Source organism: Coprococcus sp. ART55/1 (genome assembly GCF_000210595.1).
GTDB classification, from domain to species: domain Bacteria; phylum Bacillota; class Clostridia; order Lachnospirales; family Lachnospiraceae; genus Coprococcus; species Coprococcus aceti.
In genome coordinates, this window is record NC_021018.1 from 1828514 (window position 1) to 1851328 (window position 22815).

The following is a 22815-nucleotide window of genomic DNA, read 5'->3' on the forward strand; positions in this document are numbered from 1 at the left end:
CACACCTTACACCCTCTCTCAGCCTTTGTAAAGGGGGGATTTCATAAAGAAAATTTTATAAATTGCGGCTATATACAGGCTGTATATTGCCCAATTTCAATATACAAAAAGCCCGTCCTGTTACGAACGGGCTTCTGATTTTACAGCATGTATATATAATTTTTTTTACTAAAATTGTCCATTTCCCATGTTCTGATTGTTATTTGGGTTCTGGTTATAGTTCTGGTTAGGACTCTGATTAGGATTCATATCAGCCTGCTTCCTTGCCGCCATGGCATTATCAATGTTCTGTATCTCGCTCCTGCTTATGGCTATACTGTCCTGAAGAACCTTTACATTGTTGAAATACTGGAGCAGCTCCTGAGGTGGATTCTCCTTGTTCTGCTCGTAGAAATACTTGCCGATCTCAACCATGTTCCTGTCGATCATCTGCACCTCATTTGATATCTTGTTGTTGAGCTTTGCCTTCTGCGCTGCGTCCTTCGTCTCATCCACCGCATTATTTGCAAACTTCTTGGTCTTGTTGAACACATCCTGGAAAAAATCTGACATATCATATACCTCCATGTAATATAGATCTTTCTTTATCTGCCTTAATATATCCATGTAAAACTAAAAAAACCGGGAATATGGGTGTTGATTCCATAATCCCCGATTTTTTATTTGACTTTGTTTCTCACTATGTCATGTATACTTATGGCCTTTCACATCAGTCGTCTATGTACTTATTCAGTGTATCAACCACATCATTGAGATTATAAGGCTTTGCGATATAATCATCAAGCTGGTTCTCAAGGATCCTCTCCTTGTCACCGAACATGGCTCTCGCCGTAACCGCAATGATCGGAAGTCTCTTTCTCTTCTCCTTGCGCTCTATCTCCCTGATCTCCTGTGTAGCTGCTATACCGTCCATAACTGGCATCTGTACGTCAAACAGTGCCGCATCATATATCTTGGTCTTGAACAGTTCAACAGCCTTCTGGCCATTCTCAGCTATATCGTATGAGAATCCTGCCATACCGAGAAGCTTACCGATAACCTGCTGGTTGACCGGCTCATCCTCTGCAACAAGTATCCTTGCCTTGCTGTGTGCATTGATGGAGAATACCGCTGGCTCCTCCTTCTCTTTGAGGAACTCATCTGCTGCATCTGCCGCTTTGATAACCTTGAGTGGTATCTCGACGATGAATGTTGAACCTATATCTTCCTTACTCTGAACTGTTATGTTACCACCCATCAGCTCAACAATCTGCTTGGTGATGACAAGTCCCAGACCTGAACCACCGTACTTTCTTGTATCTGATGCATCTACCTGACTGAATCTTATGAACAGCTTGCTCATGTTAGCCTCTGAGATACCTATACCGGTATCTGCAACTGCCATTCTGATCTTAATCTTGTTGTCCCCATCATCCATGGATGCTATCTTGACTCTTACGCTTCCCTCGGATGTAAACTTGATAGCATTTGAAAGCAGGCAGTTGAGAACCTGCTGGATTCTCTGTCCATCACCGCGGACAAGCTTTGGAATATTGCTTCCAAATGAACAGTCGAGCTGCAGTCCCTTGTTGGTTGCGATCGGAACCTGTGCAGCAACTGTGTCCTCAATGGCAGTCCTGATGTCAAATGTCTCTTCCTTGATCTTGTACTTACCAGCCTCAAGCTTGCTTATATCAAGAATATCATTGATAAGTCTGAGCAGTGTGTCTGCACAGTTCTTAGCTGTGATAAGGTTATCTCTGTAATCAGCCTGAAGATCCTCAGCCATAAGTGTGAGCTGGAGCATACCGAGAATACCGTTTATAGGTGTTCTTATCTCGTGGCTCATGTTTGCAAGGAACTCGGCCTGTGTCTTGTATGCTGCATTCGCATCCACGATGGCCTTGCTGAGCTTCTCCTCAGTCTCCTTCTGCTTGGTCACATCTATGACTACCATGTTGATGTAATCAGCCTCAGACTTATACATAACCGTGTTGAACACCTTCTGAAGTGACTCCATGGTGATCTCAACATCCATCAGATCTCCCTCTTTGGTGCCGGAGTTGTTATAAGCTGTGAACCATGCATTGATATCCTGAAGTACCTCTATCTTGCTCTCCTTCAGTATCTTGTCCTTGTAGTCAGACACATCGAGCTTGAAATACTCCCCAAATATCTCATTGGCGTCTACTATCTCGTAGTTTGTTCCGTTGACAGGATCATTAACGATCCTCGCCTGTGCAAATCCTATAGGAAGGTTCATGAAAAGCTTCTTATACTTATCAGACTTTCCTGCTGATCCCATGTTGCCATCTCCGAATACCAGTAATACCAGAACAGCAACGACCGCTGCCAGGACGCCACATATAATAGCTCCCACACCTATACCGGCGACTCCCAGCACTCCCGCCAGCAAAGCCAGAACAGCCATGGCCAGTGCAAGCGGCTTAATCCCAATTTCCTTAATTTTGTCCATTAATGCACCTCTGTTTCTATAAATATTGCGTTTGCCACATAGACACTCCTATGCATATCCACATGGATACATTATATTATAAATAATTATTAAGGTCAACGCTCATATAGTTTTTATGCTGAATAATGTACAAATTTTCTCTGTTATTTTGTACATATTGGACTACTTTTTATGGTCTCCCAGCCATTCTACCTCGTTATTATGCATATTTTATCTATCAACAGATCTGCATTACTCTATCGCTGCTTCATCATCTGTCCGATCCTCATCCTCTGGCTTCCCCTTTTTGCTGCCGCGCTTCTCCTTGATGGTCTTCGCATTCATAAGCAGTGCAAACACAAGCCATCCGGCAAATGTGAATATCAGGCCGCTCTTGAGTCCTCTAGGGAAATACTTGAACTCTATCACATGGTCTCCCTTCTCGAGATCCAGTGCGATAAATGCTCCCGCAACAGTCTGTATATCGGTCTTTCTGCCATCAACATAGGCAGTCCAGCCCGAATCATATGGTATGGATGTGAACATCAGGCCAGCCTCATCGACTGATATATGTCCCTTCACATATCCATCCTCAAATTTGTTGATATTTAACTGATTGTCAGCCCAGCTCTCATACGCCTGGTCAAATGCAGCACCGTTGAGAGTGGCTATAGTAAGTCTTGCAGATGTATTGTCAGGTACACCCGCAGAGAAATAATACTCGACCTCCACGTTGGTTCCCTTTGTCAGATGTCCCACATGGTATGTCTGGTACTGAAGTCTCTCGTAATTCTGCTCCTCACCGTTCACATATATCCTTATCTTGGTGATTCCATTGCAGTTCGCTATGATGTACAGATCATTCTGTTCCTCTGTTATGTCAAAGCTGAGTCCAAAGCTCACGATACCCGGTGTGATATTGGAAAGTCCAAAGTATTCACTGTACGGATTGTCATGTGTTATCGTGATGTCATTTGAAGAGCCAGTTACCTCCGGATATATCTGGCTGAACGTACCAGCCACCCCAGTCGACTTTTCCACGAAATTATTTATACTGTCAAACATATTCGATGCATCAGAAGTCCAGTCTTTCAGCTCGTTATTCACCATGAAGCCCAGCTTGAGCGCCCGGCTGTTCTGGTATACATCAACGCCATCCACTGTATCCACATAGTCCATATCGTAGGACATATGCTCATCCTGTCTCCTGAACAAATATCTTATGCCCAGAACCGAACTTGACACCGGATTTGCTCCGTCAAACAGAAACTCATTGGCACCTGTGTAGAAACCAAGTCCGTGCATGGCATTCACAAGGTCATTTGAAACCGTCGAACCAAACAGGCTGACTCCCTGCATATTGTAATAGGTAGATTCATCCACCACCTTGGTGTTGTTGAGCTCCGTTCTATATGGAAAATGGCCTGTCTTAACAGAATCTATAGCGGCCTGCACACTAGCAGCATCGCCATAGTAATCCGGTATGTTCACCGTTCCGTTGCTCTCGTATCCCTTTGCCGCGCTGAACACGATCTCAGTCAGACACAACACTGAAAGTATAGCTGCCACTGCGAATCTGCCTTTGCCGCGGACAAGTCCCAGCACCAGGATTCCCACCGAGTACACAACAAACAGCACCCATGTGAGAATAATTACCGTCCTGTCCATATCAATATTCTTGTCTGCATAAACCAGTAAACCGAACGCCACGATGATTCCCAGGGCTATTCCCGGTATCTGCTTCTTGTCTGTATTTGCAATGGCCTCGTATCCCATGCTCAGCAGAATGAAGATGAACAGGAATGAAAATCTGTTCGGGATTCCGTACTGATCATGGAAGCCGTGCCATATATAGTTGAGCAGCGTATTGTTGAAGCTCATCATGAGAAATACGATCAGTATCACATTCTTAAGCTTCTCGTACCATTTGATCTTTGTATTGAAAATATATATTCCTATCAGCAGTATGGCAAATGTACCGCAGTACAGGTTCACACCGCCGTCAAACTGCTGGCTCTTTATCGGCTCAGTCAAGACAAACATCTGCTTTATCATATCCCATATGCTTCCGTACCACTCCCATTTAGGGAAATGTCTGGTGGCAGACGCCGTGGTGTTAATCCCGATATAAGCCGGGATCAGCAGAAACGCAGACATAGCCGCAGCCATGACAGATGTTCCCGCAAATCTCAAAGTGTCCTCTGCGCCCTTGTATATGTTCTTGTGATTGGTGAGTATAAACTGGAGAACCAGGAACACACATATCATGAAACATATATAGTAGTTACACAGAAGTCCGTAGAACAGACTGAGTGTGTACAGTCTGTAGTTGCTGCCGTCCTCCATCATCTGCTCGAAGCCCTGCATGATAAGCGGAAGTATCAGTATACAGTCCATCCACATGAGATTCCATGAATATCCTATGACATAGTTGCTGAGTGCATATGCCACAGCAAATGGAATGATGAGCAGGTTGTTCTTGTTCCTGCACTTGTATCCAAGATAGCTCGCCATGGTCATACCGGACAGAGCTATCTTGATACTTATGAGCACGCACATCGCTATGTACAGATGCTCCCTACTGAACAGCACGATTATAAAGTTCAGAGGACAAGCCATATAGTAGGCGATTATGTCAAGCAGATTGCTTCCCATGCCTATGTCCCACGTATAGAACAGGCTTCCCTCGTTCACCAGTTTGTCATGATAATCAGAGAAGAATGGCAGATACTGGTGAAGACTGTCCACCATGGTAAGGCTGTGTCCGCCAAATGGTCCTATCTCCGCCACCACCCACAGCACGAACATAAATATCGCCGGGATGATAAAAGCGATTATCATGATATAGTTGTCAGCAAATATATCCTTTACAGGCTTTTTATCCTTCTTAAATACGAAGCATTTGCTGAATATATAGTTTATTACAAGTACAACTACCTGAATTATTATCTTTGATATAAACTCATTGTATCTGAAGGAGTCGCACAGCAGGTTGGTTCCAACGACCTCCACCACCATGGCAAACAGACGCATGCCCACAAATGATATGAACTCCCTTATGATCCGGCCTACGCTCTTCCTCTGCTCCGACCTGAACACGTAAAATCCATTTGCAAAGTAAGCAAATAATATGGCAAGCATTATCGCTATGATATTCGCCGCACTTCGCGACAGATCCGTCACAAGTCTCAACACAAAGAATGATACAAGATTCACAGCCGTGGTCATTCCTCCGGCTATAACATATCTGACCATCTCTTTCTCCATAAGCTTTTTTATTTTGTCTACATATTCATTCATATTTCCATACCGATTCCTTACATGATATTCAATAGTTATATCAAATATGATGTACTAATTATAGTTACATATTCTTAAATATTTGCTACTTGAAGTTCGCAAGAAGATATACAAGAGGTGAATTCCAGTAGATCGTTACCTCATTACATGAATAACTCTGTGCGTTGTCGACATAGCATCTCTCCTTTGGAATCTTTGCAAGAACAGCCTTCGCATATGGATCCTCAAGGTTTCCATCGGCACCGCCCACAAGCATTCCAGGCATTGCCTTGCCCAGTGCCTCTGAAGGTCTGTGGTGTGGATTCTCAGGAGTCTGTGAACCATATCCTGTCACATAACAGTAGCTGACTGCATTTCTTCCAAGTATATAGTTGAGCTGGTCTGCCGCATAGTCCACATATGAATCGTCGCCCAGAACCTTTGATGCCATGAGCAGAAGGATTCCGTTATCCGCAACGACCATGTTGCTTCCCCATACATAAGAGCCGCCTGTTGTTGAACCGAAGCCGCTGCCGGCATAGTTATCTACAAGCTTGTCAGCACCCTTCTTAAGTATCTCCTTCTCTGCTGCGCAGTCCTTTACATTTACACAGTAGTCATATATTCCATAATATCCGACATCCGCCCATCCAAGGCCGTACTTAACGCTTCCCTCGATGGCTGTCTTCACATAATCATTGTAGCTCTCATCACCTGTTGCGATATACAGCTCCGCTGCTGCCCACAGGTACTCATCGCTGTCATTGCTGTCAGGATACTCACCTGTAACTATGCTTCCAACGTTCTTAAAGCCTGCATCTCCCTGATGCTGCTCAAGATACTTCCATGCCTTCTGAGCTGCAGCAAGACATGAATCTGCAAATGCTGCATCGTACTTTCTGTATACAACTGAAGCCTTTGCCATAACAGCCGCAAAATCGCCTGTTGCTGTGTTGGATATAGGTGAGAGTATCATCTGTGCAGTCTCCTCAACAGCAGCCACCATCTCAGGGAACACCTCTCCGGTAACCTTGTGATAAACTCCGCCGCTGGTCTCATCCTGCATCTTGAGCATCCAGTCAAGCTCGTATCTGACCTCATCCAGAACGTCAGGAACACCGTTGCCGCTCTCAGGTATTCCGATAGCGTCGTCCTTTGCCGCATACTCTGAATCCTCATATGTAAGGAGCAGATCCTGTACCGCCTTTGCGCCCGGAACAACATATCTTCCGTAGTCTCCGGCATCATGCCATCCGCCGGTCACATCCTTTGCAACATCTGAGCCGTACACTATGGCAGTTCCCGTGTGACATGCAGCGTGTGCAAAATCACCGGCTATGGCTGAATCAAGCTCTGTTCCACATCTCTGGTCATAGAACATGAGCACTGACGCCTTGTATATATCGTCATACACGCCATCCCCAACAGGGAACTCGTATGATTCTGCTCCGGTGTCGAGAACTATCTTGTATGTACCCTGATCCTTGACATCAGAGAAATCTATAACCGCACATTTGTCGCCCACAGCAGGATCGTAATCCCAGCCAGATACGTCACCCTTGCTGACTACCTTGTCATCAGCGACGCTCTTTACCTCGTAGCTCTTGGCGTCTCTGTCAGTCACTGTGGCAAGCTTCTTCGCATCCTTGCCGTAACCCATCTGGTTGATGCCAACCAGCTTTGGATCAGGAATACCCTCAACGCTCTGTGCGCTTGAGGCGTCAACTACAGTGAGCTTGATATTGTCAAAGTATACCTTGTGAGGCACGCTGTCATCACCAACGCCCTCGAAATGTCCCAGATTCATACACATTCTAGGTGCCGGATCCGATGCCTCGCTCATGGTGAACTGGTTGGATATGTGCTGTGTCTCAGTGCCTATCGTTATGTCATCCATCACATAAGCGTGGTAATCACCGCCATTTATCTGAAGTCTGTACTGAATTCCTCTCTCAATGGTGCTGTGCACGTCAAATGACAGCTCATACACACAGTCCTGGTTGAGCTCAAATCCGTCATAGTATATCTGGTTCGCATAATCTAGGCTTCCTGTTCCGGTTATATCCAGACACAGTTCTCCGTTCTCTGCTCCGAGTACGGCCTGTCCGCCATTTGAATATGTATGGCACTCGTCCGTGTCATTGTCATCAAAGTTCAGGTCTATCAGGACATCCCCTGCCTTGACCTCTGTCTTCTCCTGTTCAGCCTCCTCCGAAGCAGCCTCCTCTGTCTTCTCCTCCGAGGTCGCAGCCTCGCTGGTCTCCGCCTGGCTTGTCGCCTCTGTCACATCGTCCTTGCCCTGACCTCCGCAGCCAGCCAGCATGGACATACCCATAGCCGCAGCCATCGCAATGGCCAGTACCTTCTTCATCTTTGCCATGTTAACCCTCCATAAACCTTATAATCTTCTGAAACGCCATATGTCCCCCAAAGATATCCAGTGCACTCCCTATGGTCACGTCTATCCTGTTCCTTCCGAGACTTCTGAGCTGTTCCAGATCGTCAAATGATGCCACACCTCCGGCATATGTCATCGGCAACTTTCCCCATCTTCCAAGCATGTCCGCAACATGGGTCTCTATGCCTGACGCCTTGCCCTCCACATCCACCGCATGAACGAGATACTCGTCGCAGTATTCTGAGAGCCGGTCAAGCGTTGCCTCCTCCACCTTTACATTTGTAAATTTCTGCCATCTGTCAGTGACAATATAATACTCTCCGTCCCTCTTCCGGCAGGACAGATCCAACACTAGATGCTCTCTGCCCACAGCCTTCTCAAGTGCCTTCAGGTTGTCGTAGTTGATCTCTCCATCCCTGAACACAAATGATGTGGCTATGACATGTGACGCACCCATATCTATGAACCGCTGTGCATTGTCAGCATTTATTCCCCCGCCTATCTGCAGTCCTCCCGGATATGCAGCCAGAGCGAGCTGTGCCTGTCTTACATCGGCGTCATAGTATTCGCTGGACGCAGGATTGAGAAGTATGATATGACCACCCTTAAGTCCATAGCTTTTGTACAGTTCAGCAAAGAAGTCTCCGTCCTTCTGTGATACAAAGTTTTCATCTGCTCTGTCACCCTCATCACAGAGACTGCCTCCAACTATCTGCTTTACCTGTCCATTGTGTATGTCTATGCATGGTCTGAATCTCATATCGTCTGTCTCCTGTCGCTTTTGTCACCTTTTGGTGTAAATTTTGCTCATATAACTGCTATTTTATCATACAAAATACAAATATGACACAATAAATGGATTAACCAGGCAAAACTTTATTTGATTACATGGGCCAAAGGCTTTACAATAGATACAATTATGTGCTTTATGGAAAGGATGGGGAACAACTTATGAATTACTCACTAAAAGCCGAACTGGACAACTGCTATTCCTATGCCGATTCGCTGGACAACGACGGCTACGGTGCGCGCCAGAAGACAGGACTCAAGACAAGAGAGATGCTTCAGTTTGACCTGCTTCAGTTTCTTGCATATCTGTCCAGCTCCGACCAGGCAGAACTTACCCTGGAGATAAAATTTGTCCGCGAATACCTGAACCAGCACTTTACAACAGACAAATTCCGCACATTCAAATATGAGAGAACAACCGGGGATTTTGCCGTGACACCACCTAGATCCCTTACATATTTTGTACAGGGCGATCTGGCCCGGGCAAAGGTAAATCCCAGATCAGTATACCGTTCCAGAGATTACGTCAGAATGTTCAAGCTCATGGGTCAGGAATTCATCGCCTGCAACAACATGACTGACGACAACGAGATAGCAAGGCTCACAGGCTACTGCCTCATGCTCGACAAATATCTCAAGTCCATGAACCTATACGCCATAGATCCAAGCCCACTGCTCGACAAGTACAACGCACTCCCAAAGAGTGCTTCCCCAGTCTCACAGACTCCGGCTAAGTCGACAGCTTCCGAAAGGGCTGAACCCGTCAAGGATGTGGACACTCTTCTCGAGGAACTGAATTCCATGACCGGACTCGAGAGCGTGAAGAAGGACATCACCAACCTCGTAAACCTTCTGAAGATCAAGAAGCTCCGCGAGGAAAACGGCATGAAACAACCGTCCGTATCTCTCCACCTTGTATTCTCCGGCAATCCGGGAACAGGAAAGACCACGGTGGCAAGACTTCTTGCAAATATCTATAAGGGTCTGGGCATACTGTCAAGAGGACAGCTTGTCGAGGTCGACAGAGGCGGACTTGTTGTGGGATATATTGGTCAGACAGCCGTCAAGACAACCGAGGTCATAGAATCAGCCCTCGGCGGGATCTTATTTATAGATGAGGCTTATACTCTCACCGCAGGCAAAGGTGAGAATGATTTCGGCCAGGAGGCAGTGGACACGCTGCTCAAAGCTATGGAGGATCACAGAGATGATCTCATAGTCATAGTTGCCGGCTACCCGGATCTCATGGAACGGTTCCTGAGCTCCAACCCGGGACTTCGTTCCAGATTCAACAAATTCATCACATTTGAGGATTACACCGGGGACGAGCTTATGTCCATCTTCGAGAGCATGTGTTCCAAGCAGGAATACAAGCTGGACGATGATGCCCGCGCATACGCCTCAGAATACTGGCACGACAAAGCCGCACATCACGACGATACATTTGCCAACGCCCGTGAAGTCCGTAACTTTATGGAATCCGCCATATCCAGGCAGGCCACCAGAATAGTTTCCATGGACAACATTGACGTAGCCACACTTGAGACCCTTACAAAGGAAGATCTGATGGCTTAGGCTTGTAATATTTTTTGGATAAAGAAAGAGAGGTATTTTATTTTGAACAGATCATTATCGACAGATAATCCTATCATGAATTTTCTAACCATAGTGTGCGATATAGTAATATTGCATTTTCTGTGGCTGCTGACTTCCTTGCCAATCCTCACGATAGGTGCATCGACCACAGCACTCTACTACACCACCATGAAATGCATCAGAAACGGTCAGGGCGGCGTGGTCAAGCTGTTCTTCAAGAGCTTCAGGGAGAATTTCAAACAGGCTACAGGGATAGGAGTTCTGGCTCTGCTTGCCGGTGTCCTGTGTGCATTTGACATGTGGTTCGCCGTGAGCAGGAACATCAAGAGTATGCTGGTCATATTCACCATCATGTCACTTATCTACCTGTTCACTGTCCTGTATGTATTCCCACTTCAGGCGCAGTTTGAGAACACAGTCAAAGCGACCATCAAGAACGCATTCCTCATGTCCATCAAGAATCTTCCATGGACACTTCTCATGGTTGCGATAACGGCAGCGATCGCAGCGGGATGCTATTTCAGCTCCACCGTGCTCGGTCTTATGCTCATATGTGTCGCAGGACTTCACGCTTATCTGTGCTCACTGGTATTTGTACACATCTTCAACGAGTACATGCCGGAGGAGGAAGAGAAGAGCGACGAGGACTTCCATATAGTTGACGATACAGACGAGGACTAACACCCCTTGCCAACACATACAGATGAATAATATACATGGCGTGCGCCGGCTTTCTTCAGAAGGCCGGCGCACACGTCTATGGTGACACCGGTTGTATATATGTCATCCACAAGCAGGATATTTCTGTACTCTGGGTACACTCTGCCTATGTCCATGGATGTCTTTATGTTGTTTGCCCTCTCCAGGTTGTCCAATTTCTTCTGCGGTGTGGTGTACTTTCTTCTCACCAGCATATCCTCACAGAATGGAAGCCCCAGTTCATCAGCGACAACCTTCGCCAGTACAGCCGCCTGATTGTAGCCGCGCTGTCTCTGCTTTCTCCTGTGCAAAGGTACACAGGTGACCGCATCTATTCCATACCTTCTGACATACGGGCGCACCTTCTCCGCCATCTGAGCTCCGTAAAAATCACAATATTCTTTTTTGTTATGGTATTTTATCGCCAGAACACTGGCTTTGACGGGTTCCACGTAATTAAATACGGGGAAACCTCTTTCGAAATTTCTTGAATGTTTTTCACAGTCCAGACAGAGCTCCCGCTCTTCACTGTCGACCTCCTTGCCGCACACCATACATGACGGAGTCTTCACATAGGGAAGGCTGTTATGCCCTCTGCATATCAGCCCTTCTCCCATCGGAAGCACCTCGTCACATATCGCACACCGGCGGGGATACAGGAGATCCGTGAGCAGTCGTCCGAACCCGAACTTATCTGCGCATCGTTTCATCTTCTCTCCATCTCCCTGAGTCTCAGTGCAAATGAGGTGTATCTCTTCTGTTCATCCTCATTGTCTATCATCGTATTTACCAGTCCTATATTGCCCACTATGACCACGCTTCTTCTGGCTCTCGTCACCGCCGTGTACAGCAGGTTTCTGTTCAAAAGCTTAGGTGGGCATCTGAGAAGCGGGATCACAACCACGGGATACTCACTTCCCTGCGACTTATGTATGGTTATCGCAAATGCATGCTCAAGCTCCTCAAGCTGGTTGTATGGATACTCAGTCTGTCTTCCATCGTCAAATTCCACCACGATCCTCTGCTCGTAGTCGTCAACAGCCTTTACAAATCCAATATCGCCGTTGAACACTCCGACTCCTTCCTCCTTGGCAAATCTGCCCGACGGATCCAGTATCTTCCACTCCTGCTTGTAATTGTTCTTGACCTGCATGACCTTATCGCCCTGTCTGAACACCACATCGCCCCGGTCATGCTCGGGCTTTCCGTGTCCCTCCGGATTGAGGACATCCTGAAGCTGCTTGTTGAGGTTCTCAACACCCATATCATACTTACGCATAGGTGTCAGCACCTGTATATCCGATTTATCCACACCAAAATATGATGGAAGCTGCTTTGTCAGAAGCACCTTGAGCTCTGCCACGATCTCATTATAGCCATTCCTTGGAACAAAGAAGAAATCCCTGCTCTTGTTCTTGATCTCCACATGCTCTCCATCCTTTATCCTGTGGGCATTGCCTATGATATCGCTGTCCTCGCCCTGTCTGTATATCCTGTCCAGCACCGACACGCTGAACACACCGGACGCTATGATATCCTTGAGCACATTTCCCGGGCCAACTGACGGAAGCTGATCCGAATCACCCACAAGCACAAGTCTTGTGCCCGGAGCCACAGCCTTGAGCAGACTGTAGAAAATGCTGCTGTCAACCATGGACATCTCATCTATTATGATAACATCGGCCTCAAGTGGATTGCTCTCATTCCGCATAAATGTATACGCAGAAGTCTCTTCTCCTTCCACTCCGCCCGTAAGCTCGAGCATTCTGTGTATGGTCTGTGCTCCGTATCCTGTGGCCTCTGTTATCCTCTTGGCTGCACGTCCTGTAGGCGCAGCGAGAACTATCTTCATCCTGAAGCTCTCGTATATCTTGATAAGTACATTTATGATCGTTGTCTTTCCGGTTCCGGGGCCTCCGGTTATGACCGCAACGCCGTGATCCACGGCATTTCTTATGGCAAGTCTCTGGGCATCAGCCAGCTTCATATTCTCTGACTTTTCTACCGTCTCAACAACCTTGTCTATCTTGAGCTTTGCCTTTGAGAAATCTATGTTGAGCTCACACAGAAGTCTTGCCGAATTGAGCTCCATATAATAATTAGGTGCTGCATACACGGCATTTGTCACGTTTGACTCTGACTCCGTATCCAGCAAATCCATGTCTATGTCAGCCACCGGATCATCAAGACTCACATCTGGGAGCTCCCCTGAATCTGGATCGTCCTTCAACTCCTTTATGATTATCTTGCCGGCAACGCTGAGCTCAATTATCTGATTGCATATAGACATCTCAAGCTCCGGATCATATGGCATGTACTCATTCATCAGCAATGAATATGTCTTGTCTACCAGCATCTTCTGGGGAATATACATATGGCCAAGTCCATTTGCACCGGATAGGGCATACATAATAGCGGCTCTTACCCTGAAATCCGAATCTCTTCCGATACCAAGTCTGTCCGCAATCTCGTCCGCTGTCCTGAATCCAACGCCCGTTATATCCTCTGCTATCTTATAGGGATTTGTCCTCACTATGTCGTACACTTCGTCACCGTATTCATTGTAGATCTTTACAGCGAGGTTCACCGGGATATTGAGACCGGTCAGGAACATGAGCGCATCCTGCATCTCTTTCTTCTCGTTGTATGACACGGCAATGTCTCTGGCCTTCCTCTCTGATATTCCACGTATCTCCGCAAGGCGCTCCGGCTCTTCCTCGATTATCCTGAGTGAGTCCATGCGAAACTTCTTCACTATACGTTTTGCCAGAGCCTCTCCGACACCCTTTATGATGCCCGAACCGAGGTACTTCTCAATACTGAGCACATCATCCGGCATCTTGATCTCACATGAGGTGAATTTGAACTGCAAATCATAAGTTGGATGCTCTACATAATCCCCCTCCGCCGATACATAGATCCCCTCTGCAACGCCGTGAAGATTCCCCACAAAAATATCTTCGCCGTCCTCGCCCTCAACGGCGAAGACGGCGTACCCATTGTCTTCATTCTTATATATAACTTTCTCTACGTAACCTTCTCTTACCAAGTTTTCTCTCCTCTGAAGACTGAGTCCTCAGCTCCTGTCTTAATTGTTCTTCTCGCTGAGAAGCTCGATGTACTTTCCTGTACCAATGGCCACCGCTCTGAGTGGATCCTCCGCTGTCATGGTGGTTATTCCTGTCTTCTCCTCAAGCAGCTCCTCAAGTCCGTGGAGCAGCGCACCACCACCGGTCAGAACTATCCCACGATCTGCAATATCAGCAGCAAGCTCAGGAGGAGTTCTCTCCAGAACTGAATGAACAGCTTCACATATCTGGGACGCAGGCTCACGAAGTGCCTCCTCCGTCTCATCCGATGTGACCGTAACAGTCTTCGGAAGACCGGTTACAAGGTTTCTGCCTCGTATATCCAACGTTATATTCTCAGGTCTTCTGTAACATGTACCTATCTTGATCTTGATCTCCTCGGCGGTTCTCTCTCCTATGAGAAGGTTATGCTTCTTTCTCATGAATCTGACAACTGCCTCATCAAAATCATCTCCGGCCACCTTAATGGATGCACTGACAACAGGACCTCCGAGAGAGATGACTGCTATATCGGCAGTTCCACCACCTATATCAACTATCATGTTACCACATGGTCTGTATATATCTATTCCTGCGCCAATGGCTGCTGCCACAGGCTCCTCAATTATGGACACATCCCTGGCACCGGCCGCATAAGTTGCATCCTCAACTGCCTTCTTCTCAACCTCTGTAACCTGAGAAGGTACACATACGCTGATCCTAGGTCGTCTTCCAAAATAACTCCTTCCGACAGCCTTCTGTATGAAATACTTGAGCATCTTCTCTGTTATCGTATAATCAGAGATTACGCCCTGCCTGAGAGGTCTGATGGCCACTATATTACCCGGAGTTCTTCCAAGCATAAGTCTCGCCTCTTCACCAATAGCCACTATCTTATTAGTATCCCTGTCGTATGCAACTACTGAAGGCTCCTTGAGTACGACTCCTTTGCCTTTCACATACACCAGTATACTGGCTGTACCTAAATCTATACCAATATCTGCGCTTGCCATCACAAGTCTCCCTTCTATTCGTTCACGTCCCTTAATATTACAAGAGATGCATTGCTGCCGTCAAGCCATTTCATGCTAACTTCAGTCAAATCCATGATCTTGTCGAGACTTCTTATATAGCTTCTCCAGTTGACCTCCTTGCTGTCCGTAGCCAGATGCTGATCCGGACCTCCCATGAGCTTGTACTTATCTCTGAGATTCTCTATAAGGAGCTTACTGTCCTTGTCTGTAAAATCATATCCAAGCATATCGTTCAGAGTCCTGTTCGAGAACAGCACTCTTCCAGTATCAACTTCTCTAATAAATATACCCTCATCAATATAGTTATATGTATCGAGGAGAACACTGTTTATGCGTTTAACGCTGTCATCGCTCTCTATCTTCTCAAGGGCACTTCTGAGTACATCACCTGTCTGCTTTACAAATTCAATCTCCTCTGTGGTCCACAATTTGTTGATAGAGGTATTCGCCAGCACAAATACCGCTCCATAATTGCCATTGACATACACAGGAACTGCGGTAAAGCTCTTAACAGGACCCCCTGACATGATCTTCTTAGCTGCTTCATCCATATGCTTTGCATCTATCACAAGGTATCCCTTGTCCACCAGCTTGCCCGAGCCCTGACCATTCTGCCATGATCTGAACTTCATGTTGGCGCGCTGCCACTCTGTCACATACTCCTCTGCAGACATGCTCTGATTCTTGGACCAGATATACTGGCAATCCAGATCTCCCTGCTTGTCCTTCACATACAGGGCTGCCACGTCAGCATTTAAGACCTCGCCCACCTGTGCTATCACGTCATTGATAACCTGCTGGGAGCTCTTATCTGAAGTGTTCAGGGCATCAAGCAGAATCTTCTGCCACTGCAGCTTGTTCTCCATTATGACCTCCTCTGACTTGGCACGGATCGCCTCCTTTGCCAGGATCTGAGAGCTGAATGCGTATTCGGAGAAAATGCGTCCAAGCTGCCACTGCACCTTGTATACGCTCTCCATTTTCTTCGCATCCTCGTCATCATATGAGCAGCATATCCATGTTGCCACATGCTTGCCATCTATCATGATCGGTGCACCACAGATCATACTTCCCGTGATGTCATCGTCCATTTCCATCATAACCGGAACATTGTTCCTGAGAACTACCTCATTGAGCTTCATATATATCTGCTTATACTGAGGCTTCTCAAACATATCATAGAAATAACCCATATGATTCTGAGGGCCGGCCGGCTCAACCATCTTCTTGCCCACAGGATCTATGATAGTTGTATAAAGTCCTGTGAGTGCAGAGAACGCCTTCGTTATCAGAGTCCACTTCTCGGTATCTATCTGATTCCTTTCCTCATCCGACTGGGTATTTGTCTTCATAATGTATGAGAGCTTGTCATCGAACTCCTTCTTAGCGCGCTCAACACTGTTCTCAAGAGCCTTCTTGTCCGTAATATCAGATATAAAATACTCAACCGTGTATGTGTTATCAGCCGCCTGTGTCACAGAGCTCTGGGACTTCACCCAGATAACCTCGCCTCTGTCATTGACTATCCTGAACTCTTCCTCGTAGTCCTTGTCCTCGCGCTTCGTGGCGTTTCTGACATTCGCCATAACCCTACTTCTGTCCTTCGGATGGATATAATCCTCTATGAGTCTGTCACCAAGCTTGATGGCATCCACATTTATTCCCATCTGCTTGGCGTTCGGGGTTATATACTTGAAGATCGGTCTGCCATTCTCGTACTGCTGCACCATGACAAAGCTCTTGATCTTAGACATGGCAGATAATATATACGCCGCCTGATCCTCATTGTATCCGGTCTCCTTGTCCTTTATGAACAGGAGCTCTATTCCATCCATGTCGCCATCTGTGGTTCTCACGATGTGACACTTAAGTCTCATCTTATTTATATCTCTGTGAGCTGATACGATCCTAGTCTCCATCTCAAAATCATCCACTCCGGTATTCTGAACCTTGTAGAGCTGTCCGATCAGAAGATCATAATCACTCTTAGGGAGCAGGTCGCTGAGTCCCACCAGCCCACTGTAGAAATTGCCATCTGTATATCCATACTCAGATATGTTCTTAGATACGTATCTCGTTCTCCATACACCCTCCGGCTTATACAGATACAGAGCTATAACGCCTATATGGTTTATGATCCTCTCAAGACTCACGCTTCCTATCGTAACGTCTGATCGAAGCTCAAACAATACCATATACGCCTTCTTGTCACCATATTCAAACTGGTTGACAAATCCACTGACTACATATCTGTCCTTGTCGTTAACTATAAGTCCAAGTCTGTGCCATATGATAGCCTTCTTGTCGTCAAGTGTCGGCCAGAACTCATCGCTGACCATAAACTTATCCGGCTCCATGGCAATGGATTCAACATCCGAACCCACGATCTTAACTGCGGCATTGTTTATGCTGAGGACTTCACCATCCTCGCAGAACACAACCGCAGGATATTCAACTATTCCCAGAAAATCTGAATAACCACTAAGTCTGTTTATCTCCATAAATATCTCTCCATATATCCACTGCACAAGTGCAGTTTTATCCCATTATTATACACCCCGTATATTATTTACCCCTTAATGCACATAAAACTTTCCTATGTCCCATCACATAGAAAAGTTTCATGTTACCATATATCATATATTACTACTGTGCATCCTCAGCATCACTAACCATAGCAGTTGCCTCGCTCTTCAGTCCGGTAAATGCCTTGTCGGCAACATCCTTTGTTGAAGCACATGCAGAAATAACATTGTCCAGTGATGACAGAAGATCTGACATATATCTGCTTACGCTCTCGCACTCCTTCTTCACATTGTTGCGAAGTCTGGTTGCATCATCTGTGGCTGCATTTCTTGTATTGGCAGCATCCTTCTGAGCTTCCTCTCTCATAACCTTGCACTCGTAATCTGTCTTTGCCGACAGAGCCTCTGCATCTGCGTGAGATTTATTTCTTGTCTTCTCTGCCTCTGAGTATGCCTCATCCTTCATGCTGTTGCACTTTGCCTCGGTCTGATCATACATCTGCTGGCACTGTATCTCTGTATCTGTCTGGAGCTTTGTGCATCTCTCCTTGACATCTGTCTCGTATGCCTCGAGCTCTGCAGTTATAGTATTCTTCTTGTCTGTGCACTCCTTCTCAGTCTGTGCGATCAGTGCGTCTGCGCTCTCACGGGCCTCAAGAAGTGTTCTTGATATTGACTCGTATCTTCCTGCATTCTCAAGCTCTCTCTGCTTGTATGCATTGATCTGCTCCTTGAGTGACTCTATCTCGCTCTCCTGCTCTGAATTGGTCTTCTTGAGAGTCTCTATGGTCTTGGAAGACTCTGTCATATTGACCTCTCTCATGGTCTTGAGACTCAGAACAGCCTCGCTGAGCTTGTTGACGTTCGCCTTAAGCTCCTCTACTTCTTTATTGTGCTTTTCCTTAAGTTCATCAATATAGTAATCAACGGATGCCTTATCATATCCACCAAACTTCACTGTCTTCAGTGATTCTACTCTATCGTCAGTTACAACATCTTCTACCTGTTTTGCCATGACCTTACCTCCGAAAAACTAATCCTATTGTAGATACTCCGTAATTATAGCACACATAATTCTGTAAGCAAAGTATTTTTACCTTTTATGATTACAAACCACTTTTTTTATGCTATATTGTAACTGCTCATTGAATTTAAATTTTACGGAGGATCATATAGATGAAACACCATTCAAAACTTGTCATATTAGGTCTCGCGGCAACCCTCGTGATGACATCACTCACAGGCTGTCTTCACCGCAAGAAGACCACCTATCAGACATACATGCAGAACATTCTCGACGTCAACTACAAAGGAAGCTTTGACGGATACGTGAAGGACAACGACGGCTCCGAGGAGGACGCCTCAGCCATGTACAGCGACAGCATAGATTATCTGGCCGGCCAGCTCATCAATCATTACTCACTGAACAACGCAGAGACAGACGAGGTGGATGCTATATTTGACGAGACCGCAAAGGTCATCTACTCCAAGGCCAAATACGAGGTGTCAAGAGCCTATAAGAGCGGAAGCGACTACTATGTGGACGTGACCGTGTATCCTATGGACATTCTCAATCAGGCATTTGACGATGTGTTCGCATATATCGACGACTATAACAAGAAGATCAGCGCCGGCGATTTCAACAACACCACAAAGGAAGATTACGAGAAAGAATTTGCCCAGGGCGTGTCGGATATCCTTCAGAATAAAGCCGCAGACATGGATTACCGCAGTCCTGTTGTGGTCTCTGTGAAGATAACCGATGACGGCGACTATTACTGTGCTGACCCGGCGGGGCTGTCCCAGGTTGATGCATCCATGCTTGCAATAGAGGGTTCCCAGCAGAGCTCAGGCTCTGACAGCTCTGACAGCTCAAGCGAGGACAGTTCAGACGAAGGCGATATCTCCTCGGGTGGCGAGACCGCCGAGTAACTATATGCATTAAGAATGTGTCTTAAGAATATACATTAAGAAAAGCTCAGCCTGTGTGATTTCTACTGAATCCATCACACAGGCTGAGCTTTATATATATGTTATCTCCGGCTACTTTCTCACCCTGACTGACTTTGTCTTGCTCCATGCTGAGTAGCATCTTGTGCCAAACTTGTTCGAAAAGCTTCTAACCCTTACATAATATGTTTTTCCGCCTTTAATCCGCTGCTTTGCTCCAAGACTCGCAGTCGTCTTGCTTCCACCGCTTAACACCGTGAATGCATATGTACCCTTTTTAAAGTTTGATGTTGTTGAATACTGGATCTGATAGCCATCTGCGCAGCTTATCTTTCCCCACTTTAATCTTACAGACGCAGCCGATGGGCTCTTTATCTGGCTTATACCTGGTATCTTCGGGCTGACAGTAACAGGTATTATCTTCTTCACCTTCACATGATTCGAATCTCCAGCATATACGGTGATGTTTGCCTTGCCTATATACCGGGCTGCGATCGTTATTGTTCCAGCAGAGTCTACCTTTACAGCTTTTTTATCCGAGCTGTAGCTGAGCTTTCCGGCACGTGCGCTCACGCTCTGTGAAATAGATATTCTCTTCGAGCTGGTTGACATCTCTATTCTGTAGCTGCGCTTTTTCAGCGTTATGCTGTTCGGCGCCTTTTTGATCGTAAAATTGATCGTCTTCTGTCCCTGATATGTGCCAGCGCCTATAATTACAGCCTCTGCTGTTCCGGCTGCTTTGTTCTTATTGTATGAAACCGTATAATCTGTATCCTTCTCCAGCGTTTTGTCGCCAAGCTTTACTGTTACAGCCGGCTTCTTCGAATTACCATCATATGTATATTCTGTCTTGTTAAGTGTAACCTTTGCTGACGATATGCTCTTACGCGTGAGCTTTGAGCCATACGCATAGCTAGTCTCACCCTTTTCTCCACAGTATACACATGCATAGTAATACTCTGCCGGAGAATCATAATCTGCTGCCTTCTTCAGATATCGTGCAGTTGTTTTCTTTGCTGTGTAGCTGTGATCGACTGGGTCTGTTGCTGTACCGGTTTCAAAAATCTCACCACACATGCTGCAGACAACATCTCCTGTATATCCGCCGCCCATACAGGTAGCTTTCTTCTCTCCTACAAGCGTTCTATCATGGTCTGTCTTTGGAAGAATCTCAGTAGTCCTGCTGAGTTCTGCCTTGCACACGGTGCAGTATATAACCTTGTCTCGGCTGCCTTCAGCCTGACATGTAGCCAGATTTACATTCTCATACACAGCCTTTCCCTGGGTATGTCCGAGTGGCTCTGTCTTCTCATCCTTTGTCTTTTGGCATCGCTCACATGTGTATCTGATCAGACCTTCTGCTGCACACAAAGCTTTTTTCTTAACCACGCCTGAATCCCATCTATGTCCCAATGCACCAATGGCTATCTTCTTGGTACTCTGATAACTCTTGCCATTCAGCGTGCATTTTGCTGTACACACCTTTGCACCATCGTTCTCGCAGGATGCCTGCGTTATCTTGCTTGTTACAGTCATCGGTTCACTGATCACATGACTCGAATCTCTGGTACAGGTGAGAACCAGCTTGCAAGTGTTGCCATTTGCTGACCACTCATACTTTGGGGCGTAATCATGTCCCAGGCTATCCCCGTGTGTAAATGTCTTTTTGCGATTCACTCTTCCACAGTTATCACAGGAATAATAATATTTCGCAGCAGTTGTACAGGTCGCAGCCTGTGCAAGAGTTTCATCATTTACTATTTCCGCAGTGTATGAATGTCCGCCTATCTCTGTTATATCAAGTTCATACTCAGCCTTCACCCACGGATTATATTTACTGGCAACCGTAATCGTTACAACGCCGTTGCCGATTGCCGAAAGTGATGCCGCAGTCCTAGACACTTCATTCACCTTTACAACAGTCTCATCCGACGATGTAACCGCATACTCATGTATGTCCGCTCTCGTTGGCCAATCCATTATATTTATACTCAGTTCCGCTCCAATTTCATACTCACTTGGTGAAGTAGTCCTGTTATCGCTGTCCTTCTCCTGCCAATACACATATCTGATACTGGTAGGAAGTGACACGATCTTCTCATATCCGCACTTTGAACACGTCTCTACTGTCTGGCTTTCACCCTCATCTGCCTCTGATATGACATACTCATGTCCCCCCTGATCTGCCACATTGAACGTGTATTCCTGACAAATTGAGCTGTCATATTTATGAACTATTCTTATGGTTACATCACCTGTTCCGACCGCCGTAAGCTTAGCATCATATCTTCTATAAGAAGATTCCGGATCACTCACTTTTACAATACCTTCATCCGATGATGTAACTATAAACTCAGAGTTGTCGACCTTCGTTGGTGCATAATCTACTTCCAGATTGATCTCATCACCTACTTCCACATCAGCAGGCTTGTAATATCCATTACTATCACTCCACCATACAGTACGTGTTATTGCCGTCGGGATTGTCACCGTTTTTGTCGTCCCGCACTTTGAACAAATTTTTTCTGTCTCTCCAGATCCCGGTTCTGCCTGACTTATTACATAGTCATGACCACCCACATCTGTTACCGACACAGTGATTACCCTCTTCATATCCGGATTCACGACCGGATATACAGTCACCGTTGTCTCTCCTATCTTGTTCATATGGAATGTTCCAGCATAGTTAGACGAAGGGGTATACGAAATAATAGACGGGTCTGCTATATCAAACACGAATTTGTCATCGGATTTGCTATCTGATGCCGTCGAGAAAGATATGTATGTCTCTATATCCTTTCCTACTTCGAACTCCTGATCATATGTGGCTGATGAAGCAGTTTCCGATAATCTCCAGTACACGTACATCGTCTTTGGTCCTGTTACTTTACATCTCGTACATACGCCATCTGTAAAGCTATGCCCAAGAGCCGGAACCTCATCCTCTATCTTTTTGTAGCCACATTTAGCGCATGTGTATACTGTTCCACCTGTCTCTGTACATGTGGCCTCTTTTTTCACACCTTCACCATACACATGCTCC

General features: G+C 46.1%; 13 protein-coding genes and 1 pseudogene. 3 read left to right on the forward strand and 11 right to left on the reverse strand.

Translation table 11 applies throughout. The features are described 5' to 3' along the window. Positions 1-168 precede the first annotated feature (168 nt). The 5 genes from CCU_RS08385 to hisA all read right to left on the reverse strand — a co-directional run bounded on the left by CCU_RS08385 (position 169) and on the right by hisA (position 8871). Positions 169-552 carry a hypothetical protein gene (locus CCU_RS08385; protein ID WP_015534295.1) on the reverse strand — a complete coding sequence of 128 codons (384 nt, stop codon included), beginning with the start codon at positions 550-552 and terminating at the stop codon, positions 169-171. Positions 553-709: 157 nt separating this feature from the next. Continuing rightward, complete coding sequence (locus tag CCU_RS08390) at positions 710-2455, reverse strand: ATP-binding protein (protein WP_015534296.1); 1746 nt, start codon at positions 2453-2455, stop codon at positions 710-712. A gap of 231 nt (positions 2456-2686) precedes the next feature. Beyond that, entirely contained in the window at positions 2687-5689 is a 3003-nt protein-coding gene (locus tag CCU_RS08395) for a GtrA family protein (protein WP_243440878.1), read from the reverse strand. Between the two features lie 130 nt (positions 5690-5819). Next, complete coding sequence (locus CCU_RS08400; protein WP_015534298.1) at positions 5820-8093, reverse strand: glycoside hydrolase family 9 protein; 2274 nt, start codon at positions 8091-8093, stop codon at positions 5820-5822. Between the two features lies 1 nt (position 8094). Next, entirely contained in the window at positions 8095-8871 is a 777-nt protein-coding gene (gene hisA / locus CCU_RS08405; protein ID WP_015534299.1) for a phosphoribosylformimino-5-aminoimidazole carboxamide ribotide isomerase, read from the reverse strand. Between the two features lie 191 nt (positions 8872-9062). On the opposite strand from hisA, the gene CCU_RS08410 reads away from it, so the two are divergent. After that, a complete protein-coding gene (locus CCU_RS08410) occupies positions 9063-10475 on the forward strand; it encodes an AAA family ATPase (protein WP_015534300.1) in 1413 nt (470 codons plus the stop codon). A gap of 42 nt (positions 10476-10517) precedes the next feature. Continuing rightward, the gene (locus tag CCU_RS08415; protein WP_022217511.1) at positions 10518-11177 is read left to right on the forward strand and encodes a YesL family protein; all 660 of its coding nucleotides are present in this window, start codon (positions 10518-10520) and stop codon (positions 11175-11177) included. On the opposite strand, the gene CCU_RS08420 is transcribed toward CCU_RS08415, so the two are convergent. From CCU_RS08420 to CCU_RS08440, 5 genes are all read right to left on the reverse strand, one after another. Continuing rightward, positions 11174-11905, reverse strand: coding sequence for a ComF family protein (locus CCU_RS08420; RefSeq protein ID WP_015534301.1), 732 nt, complete (start codon positions 11903-11905; stop codon positions 11174-11176). The genes CCU_RS08415 and CCU_RS08420 overlap by 4 nt on opposite strands. Next, positions 11902-14244, reverse strand: coding sequence for an SF1B family DNA helicase RecD2 (gene recD2, locus CCU_RS08425; RefSeq protein ID WP_208896117.1), 2343 nt, complete (start codon positions 14242-14244; stop codon positions 11902-11904). The genes CCU_RS08420 and recD2 overlap by 4 nt, the downstream gene beginning before the upstream one ends. A gap of 39 nt (positions 14245-14283) precedes the next feature. After that, positions 14284-15276, reverse strand: a complete 993-nt coding sequence (locus CCU_RS08430; RefSeq protein WP_015534302.1) for a rod shape-determining protein — start codon at positions 15274-15276, stop codon at positions 14284-14286. A 14-nt stretch (positions 15277-15290) separates the two neighbouring features. Further along, positions 15291-17798, reverse strand: coding sequence for a PAS domain-containing protein (locus CCU_RS08435; protein ID WP_015534303.1), 2508 nt, complete (start codon positions 17796-17798; stop codon positions 15291-15293). A 145-nt stretch (positions 17799-17943) separates the two neighbouring features. Continuing rightward, positions 17944-18837, reverse strand: coding sequence for a hypothetical protein (locus CCU_RS08440; RefSeq protein ID WP_015534304.1), 894 nt, complete (start codon positions 18835-18837; stop codon positions 17944-17946). A gap of 161 nt (positions 18838-18998) precedes the next feature. On the opposite strand from CCU_RS08440, the gene CCU_RS08445 reads away from it, so the two are divergent. Next, positions 18999-19754 carry a hypothetical protein gene (locus tag CCU_RS08445; RefSeq protein WP_015534305.1) on the forward strand — a complete coding sequence of 252 codons (756 nt, stop codon included), beginning with the start codon at positions 18999-19001 and terminating at the stop codon, positions 19752-19754. Between the two features lie 111 nt (positions 19755-19865). Here the strand turns inward: CCU_RS08445 and CCU_RS08450 are convergent. Continuing rightward, a pseudogene (locus CCU_RS08450) lies at positions 19866-22815 on the reverse strand (hypothetical protein); the annotation flags it as partial.